This window comes from Pseudomonas sp. Sample_14, from assembly GCF_004307515.1.
Classification (GTDB): domain Bacteria; phylum Pseudomonadota; class Gammaproteobacteria; order Pseudomonadales; family Pseudomonadaceae; genus Aquipseudomonas; species Aquipseudomonas atacamensis.
In genome coordinates this window covers 1-9127 of sequence record NZ_RCOC01000062.1, presented here as the reverse complement: position 1 = coordinate 9127, position 9127 = coordinate 1, and the positions used below count along the sequence as shown (strand labels likewise).

Sequence of the window (9127 nt, the reverse complement as noted above, 5' to 3'; positions counted from 1 at the left end):
CCCGGGGGAGAGGGAGCCGACCGAGTTGTCTTGGGTCACGCATTGACCTGAACGACCGTGTCGATTGTGGATTCGGCGTGGCTGTGTCAGGTCGATGAGTTTCTTGAGTATCCCCAATCAGTTCCCTCTCCCGGGGGAGAGGGAGCCGACCGAGTTGTCTTGGGTCACGCATTGACCTGAACGACCGTGTCGATTGTGGATTCGGCGTGGCTGTGTCAGGTCGATGAGTTTCTTGAGTATCCCCAATCAGTTCCCTCTCCCTGGGGAGAGGGCTAGGGTGAGGGGAGAGGCTTCAGCGCAAATGAGCCTGCTCAACCAGCCAGAGCATCAGCTCCTCAAGTTGCGGCGAGGGTTCGGCTGCGGCAGGCACCACCACGTAATACGCCAACCCCGTCTTCACCTTCAACGCAAACGGCATCACCAGCCGCCCGGCGTCCAGATCATCACCAATCAGCGACCAGTCCCCGATCGCCACACCCGTGCCATGGGAGGCCATCGACATTGCCTGATCCAGCGTTTCGAAATGCTGCCCGCTGCCAAGGTTGCTCAGGCGCAATCGCGCCGCATCGAGCCACACCGACCAGTCCTGAATGTCGTGGGTCGGGTGCAGTAACAGATGCTCTTGCAAATCCCGCGGTGAATTCAGCGCAGGCGAGCCTTTGAGCAATTGCGGCGAGCAGACCGGTGTCAGTTGCTCGTCGAACAGGTGCAGCGCGCCTGGCGAATGGTCCGGCGGCGGACCGTAGATCACCGCAGCGTCGAATTGCTCGCGCTGAAAATCCACCCCGTGTTGCAGTGACGCCGTCAGTTTCACCGGCACGTCCGGGCGTTCCTTCTGCCATTGCAGCAGACGCGGCAGCAGCCAGCGCATCACGCAGCTCGGTGCCTTGAGTTGCAAGGTTTGCCGCGTCTGACCGATCTGCTCGGTCGCTTCACTGATCAGCCCGAAGACCTTTTCCACTCGCGGCAGCCATTCGCGGCCTTCGGCCGTCAGCGCCAGACCTCGGGCCAGACGAATGAACAACGGATAACCGAGCTGTTCTTCGAGCCCGGCGATCTGCCGGCTCACCGCGCCCTGAGTGATGTGCAACTGCTCGGCGGCGCGAGTGAAGTTGCAGCATTGCGCGGTGATCCAGAACGTATGCAGAGCGGGCAGGGGTGGCAGGCGTTTCATGGCGATCCGAGGTATGACGTGGCGACATGGCTAGTATGACTTTTAATCGATTGTTGCTGCCAGTTGCGCACCGTTCCAATGGGCACTCCACGGACCCTGTGGGAGCGAGTCTGCTCGCGAAGACGGTTCAAGGTTCGACACGGATGTTGGCTGGACCGCTTATTCGCGAGCAGGCTCGCTCCCACAGGGAGTGTTCAGTGAATGAAAGGACAATCAACATGGCAACGTGCGGCGAAGTATTGGTCAAGCTGTTGGAGAATTACGCGGTCGAGCAGGTGTTCGGCATTCCCGGTGTGCACACCGTCGAGCTGTACCGAGGCCTCGCGCGTTCAAGCATCAACCACGTCACGCCTCGCCACGAACAGGGCGCCGGGTTCATGGCTGACGGCTACGCGCGCACCAGCGGCAAACCCGGTGTGTGCTTCATCATCACCGGCCCGGGCATGACCAATATCACCACGGCCATGGGCCAGGCTTACGCCGATTCGATTCCGATGCTGGTGATCTCCAGCGTGCAGTCGCGCAGTCAGTTGGGCGGTGGGCGCGGCAAGTTGCATGAACTGCCGAACCAGAGCGCACTGGTCGGCGGCGTCGCAGCGTTCTCGCACACGCTGATGTCCGCTGCCGAACTGCCGGTGGTGCTTGCTCGCGCTTTCGCGCTGTTCCAGGCCGGGCGACCGCGTCCGGTGCACATCGAAATTCCGTTGGACGTGCTGGTGGAAGAGGCCGATGAGTTGCTCGCCAGCCTGCCGGTGAATATCGACCGTGCCGGCGCCGCACCGGCAGCCGTGGCCCGCATGAGCGAACTGCTCGCCACCGCGCAACGTCCACTGATTCTCGCCGGCGGCGGTGCCATCGACGCAGCGCCGCAGTTGACCCGACTCGCCGAATTGCTCGACGCTCCCGTGGCGCTGACCATCAACGCCAAAGGCATGCTGCCGACCAGCCATCCGTTGTTGATCGGTTCGACGCAAAGTCTGGTCGCCACCCGCGCACTGGTCGCTGAAGCTGACGTGGTCCTGGCGATCGGCACGGAGCTGGCCGAGACCGATTACGACGTCACTTTCGCCGGCGGCTTCGAGATTCCCGGCAAGCTGCTGCGCATCGACATCGATGCCGATCAGACCGTGCGCAACTACCCGCCGCACGTCGCACTGGTCGCTGATTCGCGCAATGCCGCGCAAGCATTGCTCAGCGCCTTGTCGCACCAACCGCTGGCCGAGCGCCGCAATGATTGGGGCCAGGTCCGCGCCGCGCGTCTGCGTAATGAATTGGCGGCGAGCTGGGATGCACCAACGCTGGCGCAGACGCGTTTGCTCGAAACCGTGCTGCACGAATTGCCCGAAGCGGTGTTCGTCGGCGATTCCACGCAACCGGTGTACACCGGCAACCTCACGTTCAACCCCGAGCGTCCGCGTCGCTGGTTCAACGCATCCACCGGTTACGGCACCCTCGGCTATGCGTTGCCGGCGGCGATTGGTGCGTGGCTCGGCGGCCAACTCGATAACGGCGCGCGCCCGCCAGTGGTGTGCCTGATCGGCGACGGCGGCTTGCAGTTCACCCTGCCGGAACTGGCCAGCGCCGTTGAAGCACGGGTGCCGGTGATCGTGCTGCTGTGGAATAACCAGGGTTACGAGGAGATCAAAAAGTACATGGTCAACCGCGCCATCGAACCGGTCGGCGTGGACATCTACACCCCGGATTTCGTCGCCGTGGCCAAGGGCCTCGGTTGCGCCGCGCAAGCCATCAGCAGCATCGACGAATTGCGCGCAGCGCTGCGTAAAGCGACGGACCGACAAGGCCCGACGCTGATTGAAATCGACCAGAACCAGTGGATGCAGGCGGTGGCCCAATGATCAGTTTTCCAACCACACTCGACGGGCTCTACATCAACGGTCAATGGTCGTCGGGCCGCGAGCATCTACGGATGATCAATCCCGCTACCGAAGCGCTGCTGACCACCGTCAATGGCGGTGACGAACACGCCGTCGACCAGGCGATCAGCGCGGCGACCGAGGCGTTCGAACACTGGTCGAAAACCACCGGCGCCGAGCGCGCTGCGATCCTGCGCAACATTGCCAACGGCGTGCGCAACGGTCGCGATCACTTGATGAACCTGCAGTCGAGCAACAACGGTAAACCGCAGTTCGAAGCGGCCATCGATGTCGATGACGTGATCGCCACGTTCGACTATTACGCCGAACTCGCCGAAGGCCTCGACGCCGGGCAGGACAGCAACGTGCCGCTGCCCAGCGAGGATTTCAGCGCACGCTTGCGGCGTGAACCCTGCGGCGTGGTCGGGCTGATCGTGCCGTGGAATTTCCCCATGGTCACCACCGCGTGGAAACTGGCGCCAGCGCTCGCCGCCGGTTGCTGCGTGGTGCTGAAACCCTCCGAGGTGACGCCGCTGCCGGAGCTGGAACTGGCCGCGATCATCGCTGAATCCGGTTTGCCCGACGGCGTGTTCAATCTGGTCTGCGGCACCGGGCTGGCGGTGGGCGCGCCGTTGTCGGCCGATCCACGTATCGCCAAGATCTCCTTCACGGGCAGCAATGCGGTTGGCGTGCAGGTGATGCAACGCGCTGCCGAAACGGTGAAGGGTGTGAGCCTGGAGCTGGGTGGCAAATCGTCTTTGCTGGTGCTGGCGGATGCCGATTTGGAGCTGGCGGTGGAACTGGCGTGTGGCGGGGCGTTTTTCAACGCCGGGCAGATGTGCTCGGCCACCAGTCGCGTGCTGGTTGCCGAGGAATTGATGGACGAATTTCTTCAGCGCCTGCAAAAACGTGCGGAGGCGATCCGAGTCGCTGATCCGTTTGATGCGGATGTGGAGATGGGCGCGCTGGTCAATCAGGCGCAGTACCAGCGGGTGCTTGGGCATATTGATCGCGGTTTGAGCGCCGGGGCGAGGTTGGTGTGCGGCGGTAATCGTCCGGCGCATTTGCCGCGCGGTTATTTTTTGCAGCCGACGGTGTTCACCGACGTGCCGCTGGACAGCGCGTTATGGCGTGAAGAGATTTTCGGCCCGGTAGTGTGTGTGCGCGGTTTCGCCAGTGAGAGCGAGGCGATTGCGCTGGCCAACGACACGCAGTTCGGCCTGGTCGCGAGTGTAGTGACGCGCGATGCTGCAACGGCGGATCGCGTGGCCAACGCCTTGCATGCGGGGCTGGTGTGGATCAATGCGCCACAGGTGATCTTCCCGCAGACGGCATGGGGTGGGTACAAGCAGAGCAGTGTCGGCCGCGAACTGGGGCCTTGGGGGTTGGCGGCGTTTTTGGAGATCAAGCACGTCGTGCGAGCGGTGTAGAAGCCTGCCCTCACCCCAGCCCTCTCCCAGGGGGAGAGGGAGCTGACCGAGGTGTCTTGCTTTCTTCGTTGACCTGAAAAACCGAGTCGATTATGGATTTGAAGGTCATCAACCCAACGCTGGGTTGGCCTGGCTTGGCTGATTCCGGATTCAGCACCGATATCGCAAGTCGATGAACCTCTCCAATATCCCCCAATCGGTTCCCTCTCCCTCTGGGAGAGGGCTAGGGTGAGGGGCTTCTATGGAGTTACACCGACAGCCGCAACCGCGCCAGATCTCGCAACGGCGGCGCACCAAACAGGCGGCTGTACTCACGGCTGAATTGCGACGGACTTTCATAGCCCACCCGATACCCCGCCGCCGAGGCTTCCAGGCCTTCGGTCAACATCAGCCGCCGCGCCTCTTGCAGACGCAATTGCTTCTGGTACTGCAACGGACTCATCGCGGTCATCGCCTTGAAGCGGTGATGCAGGGTCGACACGCTGAGATTCACTTCCCGCGCCAGATCATCGATGCGCAGCGGCTGCTCGAAGTTGCCGTTGAGCCATTTGATGGCCTGGCTGATGCGATGGCTCTGGCTGTTGGCAATCGCAATCTCATACAAACGATGACCCTGCGGACTACGCAGCAGGCGATAGAGAATCTCCCGGCGAATCAGCGGCGCGAGCATGGCGATGTCTTTCGGCGCGTCGAGCAGCCGCGCCAGACGCAGCACCGCGTCGAGCATGGCGCTGTCGATTTTTTCCACGTACAGACCACGTCCGGTCGGCCGCGTCGGGACGCCCATCGGGCCGGCGTCGGCGATCAGCGCGGTGATTTCGGTCGGATCGATATCCAGGCGCACGGCGAGGATCGGTTCCTCTGGCGAGACGTTGACCACGCGGCCGCTGAGCGGCATCGAAACCGACACCACCAGATAATTCAGCGGGTCGTAGTTGAAGAACTCATCGGCCAGGCGGACCTCTTTGCGCCCCTGCGCCATGATGCACAGCGCCGGCTGCGCGAGTACCGGGGCAAAGTCATGGGACTGGGTGTGGCGCGACATCACCAGCGAACCGATCGCGGTCTGGTAGCTGCCATCGTCGCTGGTGTTGCGGCGGATGATCGCCGCCAGCTCCGCGCGCTGCTTTTCCATGTCGGCGCTGGGTTCGGCTTGAAAACGATCGAATGACGTCATGCACGGCATCCTCGGCAAGTGAGGGGGGAATGCAGCAGAGCATATGTTTGTGCAAGCAGCAGCGGTAGACACATTCTGCCAAATGCTTGCCTGATTCTGCATCGCGATATCCATCAGCATCGACACGATGCCTGTGTGTAGGAGCTGCCGAAGGCTGCGATCTTTTGATTTTTGTTTTTCAGATCAAAAGATCGCAGCCTTCGGCAGCTCCTACAGGGCAGCGGCGTCGGCCGGGGTTTTGGCAAGTCTCGCAGGATTGTGCAACGCGAAGGCAGGAATCGACTAACGGCGCAGCCGGCCCGGCCCTTAATCTTTGCTTCAGTCGCAGCCCGTCCCCCGGCTGCCACGCGATTTCATGGAGGGTTGATCATGTCCAAGCAAATGCCTGTCAGTCATATGGCCTTCGTTCGTGCCCAGGCCGGGCGTTCGGCGGAACTCGGCGTGCGCCTGAGCGCGTTGATCGAGGTCTCGCGCGCGGCGCCCGGCTGCCTGAGTTTTTCCCTGCAACAATCGCAGTGCGACGCCGACCTGTGGCTGGTCAGCGGCTACTGGAGCAGTCAGCAAATGATGACGACTTATTTCAACAGTCCGTCGATGGAAGTCTTCGCCGAGCTGGTCCAGGACCTGGTGGTCAACAGCCTCGACTTCCACACCTTCAGGGACGTTTCCGCCGCGCAGGCCCTCGGTCAATGCGCTGCGCCGATACACAAACTCGCCGGTTGAGGGTTTAATGTCCGGCTTATTTGATTGAGCCAGGATCCGCGACATGGCACGTAAAGAGTTTGAACGCTTCGAAGCAGTCTCCGCAGTCGTCCCCGTCGAGTTGGGCGGCAACAAGGGTTATTACGCGGCCATCGCGGTCAAGGCCCTGGTCGATGGCGGCGCCCCACGCTTTCACAAGTTGCTCGATGAGCAGGTGTTCCCCGGCGCCATTGCTGCCGATGACGCAGCCATCAACGAACTGGACAAGCTCAAGGGCGTCACCGATGACGCCGAGCTGATCTGGTAATTACTTCTGTGCGCCCGGGCGCCACATCTTGAACAGAGCCTCAGGCCCCAGCTGGAAATAATCCGCCGGCCCGCCGCCGCGCAAAATCGGTTGTGCGGCGGCGGTGTCGTAGATGCCGTCCTTCAGCAGCCATTTGGCAATGTGCACCGCGACCACCTCGCCGAGGATCAGCCAGCTCGGCACGGTTTCGCCATCGGCGCGTTGCAGCTGGATGATCTGCGTGACCTTGCACTCGAAGGACACCGGGCTTTCGGCGACCCGTGGCACCGAAATCACCTTTGACGCCACGGTCGTAAGCCCTGCCAGTTCAAACTCGTTGACCTCAGGCGCGACCATCGCGCAGCTCTGGTTCATCTGCTCGGCCAACGGGCGCGTGGCGAGGTTCCAGACGAACTCCCCGGTCTGTTCGATGTTGTTCAGACTGTCTTTGCGCCCGACACTGGAAAAACCAATGATCGGCGGCACGTAGTTGAAGGCGTTGAAGAAACTGTACGGCGCGAGATTGAGCCGGCCTTCGGCATCCTGGGAGGAAATCCAGCCGATGGGCCGCGGGCCGACGATGGCGTTGAACGGATCGTGAGGCAGGCCGTGGCCGTTGGCGGGTTCGTAGAAGTGGATGTCATCGGGCATGGGGAGCGGATTCCTGAGCTGCATTCGGATGCAGCCATAGTGCAAGGACCCAGCGCATATTTCCAGCCAGACGCGAGACCCCGTAGGGTTCGTGGCAGGACACAGATTTTGTGGCCTGCCAGCGATGTAGCCCCGTCAGTCAGTCACGATCCGCGAATGCTTCTGGGTGTCTTTCATGGTGATGTACACCAGCAGCGACACGGCAATGCACGCGGTGACGTACCAGTAGTAACCGGTTTCCATGCCGATGCTCTTGAACCACAGCGCGATGTATTCGGCAGTGCCGCCGAAGATCGACACGGTCAGCGCGTACGGCAGGCCGACGCCCAGGGCGCGGATTTCGGTAGGGAACAATTCGGCTTTGACCACCGCGTTGATCGAGGTGTAGCCGCTGACAATGATCAGCGCCGCCATGATCAGGAAGAACGCGCCCCACCAGGTCTGGATGGTGTGCAGGGTCATCAGGATCGGCACGGTGAAGATCGTACCGAGCACGCCGAACGCGATCAGGATCGGGCGACGACCGATCTTGTCCGACAGGCCACCGATGATCGGTTGCAGGCACATGAACAGGAACAGCGTGGCGGCGGAAATGGTGGTCGAGTCGGAGATGCTCATGCCGACCGTGTTCACCAGATACTTCTGCATGTAGGTGGTGTAGGTGTAGAACGCCAGGGTGCCGCCCATGGTCAGGCCGACCACGGTCAACAGCTCTTTCGGGTGGCGCATCAAGGTGCGCATGGCGCTTTCCTTGGATTTTTCTTTCTTGGTGAACGACTCGGTTTCTTCCATGCCGCGACGCAGGTACAGCGCTACCACTGCGCAGAGCGCGCCGATGGCGAACGGAATACGCCAGCCCCACGCGTAGAGCTGTTCGGTGGTCAGCATGTTTTGCAGCACGATCAAGACGCCGAGGGCGATGAGCTGGCCGGAGATCAGGGTCACGTACTGGAAGCTGGAGAAGAAGCCGCGACGTTCCTTGGTCGCCATCTCGGACAGGTAAGTCGCCGAGGTGCCGTACTCGCCACCGACCGACAGGCCTTGCAGCAGGCGGGCGAATACCAAGAGGATCGGCGCGCCGATGCCGATGGTTTCATAGTTCGGGCTCAGAGCGATCAGCAGCGAGCCGAAGCACATGAGGTATACCGAGGCCATCAGCGCTTTCTTGCGCCCGACCTTGTCGGCGTACATGCCCATCAGCCAGCCACCGATCGGACGCATCAGGAAGCCCACGGCGAAGATCGCTGCGGTGTTCATCAGTTGCGCGGTGGTGGAACCGGCGGGGAAAAAGGTTTTCGCGAAGTACAGGGAGAAGGCGGCGTACACGTACCAGTCGTACCACTCGACCATGTTGCCGACAGAGCCGCTGAAGATCGATTTGATCCGGCTGGCGGTGGTTCTCGGTTTGGCCGGCACGGCAGCCGACCCAAGGGGCAGGGCGTTGGAGTTATCCATTGAAGGATCCTTCGTTTAATTGTTTTTGTGGAGCGCGTTGAAACGCAGCCTGCAGGGGCTATAGCAGGAGCTGTGCCAAGGGGAGGAGGGCCGGTTTAGAGGGGGTAAGAGGTTTTGTTGAGCGGATAGTCGCTCAAGGTATATGCAAGCATGAGCGGATTTCCGCCGATCACTTGTGGCGAGGGGGCTTGCCCCCGTTCGGCTGCGAAGCAGTCGTAAAGTCTGCAAATATGGTGTACCTGAAAAATGCCGGGGAGCGCTTCGCACTCCAACGGGGCGATGCGGCGTTCCGACAAGCCCCCTCGCCACAGGTCATGTGTCGGATATGAACATCTCCCGGCTCAACCCATGGCGCTGCATCTTTTCATTGAAGGTACG

General features: G+C 61.6%; 8 protein-coding genes. 4 read left to right on the top strand and 4 right to left on the bottom strand.

Annotation, left to right across the window (positions count from 1 at the left end; all coding sequences use genetic code 11):
• Nucleotides 1–292: 292 nt before the first annotated feature.
• Nucleotides 293–1174 (bottom strand): LysR substrate-binding domain-containing protein, encoded by an 882-nt coding sequence (locus tag D8U61_RS14230; protein WP_130927146.1) that lies wholly within the window; start codon nucleotides 1172–1174, stop codon nucleotides 293–295.
• Nucleotides 1175–1392: 218 nt separating this feature from the next.
• Here D8U61_RS14230 and D8U61_RS14225 point away from each other — a divergent pair, with 218 nt between their 5' ends.
• Nucleotides 1393–3030 (top strand): 5-guanidino-2-oxopentanoate decarboxylase, encoded by a 1638-nt coding sequence (locus D8U61_RS14225; protein WP_123443712.1) that lies wholly within the window; start codon nucleotides 1393–1395, stop codon nucleotides 3028–3030.
• Nucleotides 3027–4478, top strand: coding sequence for an aldehyde dehydrogenase family protein (locus D8U61_RS14220; RefSeq protein WP_130927145.1), 1452 nt, complete (start codon nucleotides 3027–3029; stop codon nucleotides 4476–4478). The genes D8U61_RS14225 and D8U61_RS14220 overlap by 4 nt, the downstream gene beginning before the upstream one ends.
• 247 nt (nucleotides 4479–4725) lie before the next feature.
• Here D8U61_RS14220 and D8U61_RS14215 read toward each other — a convergent pair whose 3' ends face one another.
• Complete coding sequence (locus D8U61_RS14215; RefSeq protein ID WP_016773445.1) at nucleotides 4726–5655, bottom strand: AraC family transcriptional regulator; 930 nt, start codon at nucleotides 5653–5655, stop codon at nucleotides 4726–4728.
• 369 nt (nucleotides 5656–6024) lie between these two features.
• On the opposite strand from D8U61_RS14215, the gene D8U61_RS14205 reads away from it, so the two are divergent.
• Together D8U61_RS14205 and D8U61_RS14200 are read left to right on the top strand one after the other, a co-directional pair.
• A complete protein-coding gene (locus tag D8U61_RS14205) occupies nucleotides 6025–6378 on the top strand; it encodes an antibiotic biosynthesis monooxygenase family protein (RefSeq protein WP_016773446.1) in 354 nt (117 codons plus the stop codon).
• 43 nt (nucleotides 6379–6421) lie between these two features.
• On the top strand, nucleotides 6422–6664 hold the full coding sequence (locus D8U61_RS14200) for a hypothetical protein (RefSeq protein WP_016773447.1): 243 nt from the start codon (nucleotides 6422–6424) through the stop codon (nucleotides 6662–6664).
• Here the strand turns inward: D8U61_RS14200 and D8U61_RS14195 are convergent, their stop codons facing one another.
• Nucleotides 6665–7294 (bottom strand): flavin reductase family protein, encoded by a 630-nt coding sequence (locus tag D8U61_RS14195; RefSeq protein WP_071173402.1) that lies wholly within the window; start codon nucleotides 7292–7294, stop codon nucleotides 6665–6667.
• A 135-nt stretch (nucleotides 7295–7429) separates the two neighbouring features.
• Nucleotides 7430–8749 (bottom strand): MFS transporter, encoded by a 1320-nt coding sequence (locus D8U61_RS14190; protein ID WP_024014128.1) that lies wholly within the window; start codon nucleotides 8747–8749, stop codon nucleotides 7430–7432.
• Nucleotides 8750–9127 lie beyond the last annotated feature (378 nt).

What these genes read in the sequence shown, in the direction of transcription:
- D8U61_RS14225 (WP_123443712.1), top strand. Translation starts at nt 1,393, where the DNA reads ATGGCAACGTGCGGCGAAGTATTGGTCAAGCTGTTGGAGAATTACGCG.
- D8U61_RS14190 (WP_024014128.1), bottom strand. Translation starts at nt 8,749, where the DNA reads ATGGATAACTCCAACGCCCTGCCCCTTGGGTCGGCTGCCGTGCCGGCC.
- D8U61_RS14195 (WP_071173402.1), bottom strand. Translation starts at nt 7,294, where the DNA reads ATGCCCGATGACATCCACTTCTACGAACCCGCCAACGGCCACGGCCTG.
- D8U61_RS14220 (WP_130927145.1), top strand. Translation starts at nt 3,027, where the DNA reads ATGATCAGTTTTCCAACCACACTCGACGGGCTCTACATCAACGGTCAA.
- D8U61_RS14230 (WP_130927146.1), bottom strand. Translation starts at nt 1,174, where the DNA reads ATGAAACGCCTGCCACCCCTGCCCGCTCTGCATACGTTCTGGATCACC.
- D8U61_RS14200 (WP_016773447.1), top strand. Translation starts at nt 6,422, where the DNA reads ATGGCACGTAAAGAGTTTGAACGCTTCGAAGCAGTCTCCGCAGTCGTC.
- D8U61_RS14205 (WP_016773446.1), top strand. Translation starts at nt 6,025, where the DNA reads ATGTCCAAGCAAATGCCTGTCAGTCATATGGCCTTCGTTCGTGCCCAG.
- D8U61_RS14215 (WP_016773445.1), bottom strand. Translation starts at nt 5,655, where the DNA reads ATGACGTCATTCGATCGTTTTCAAGCCGAACCCAGCGCCGACATGGAA.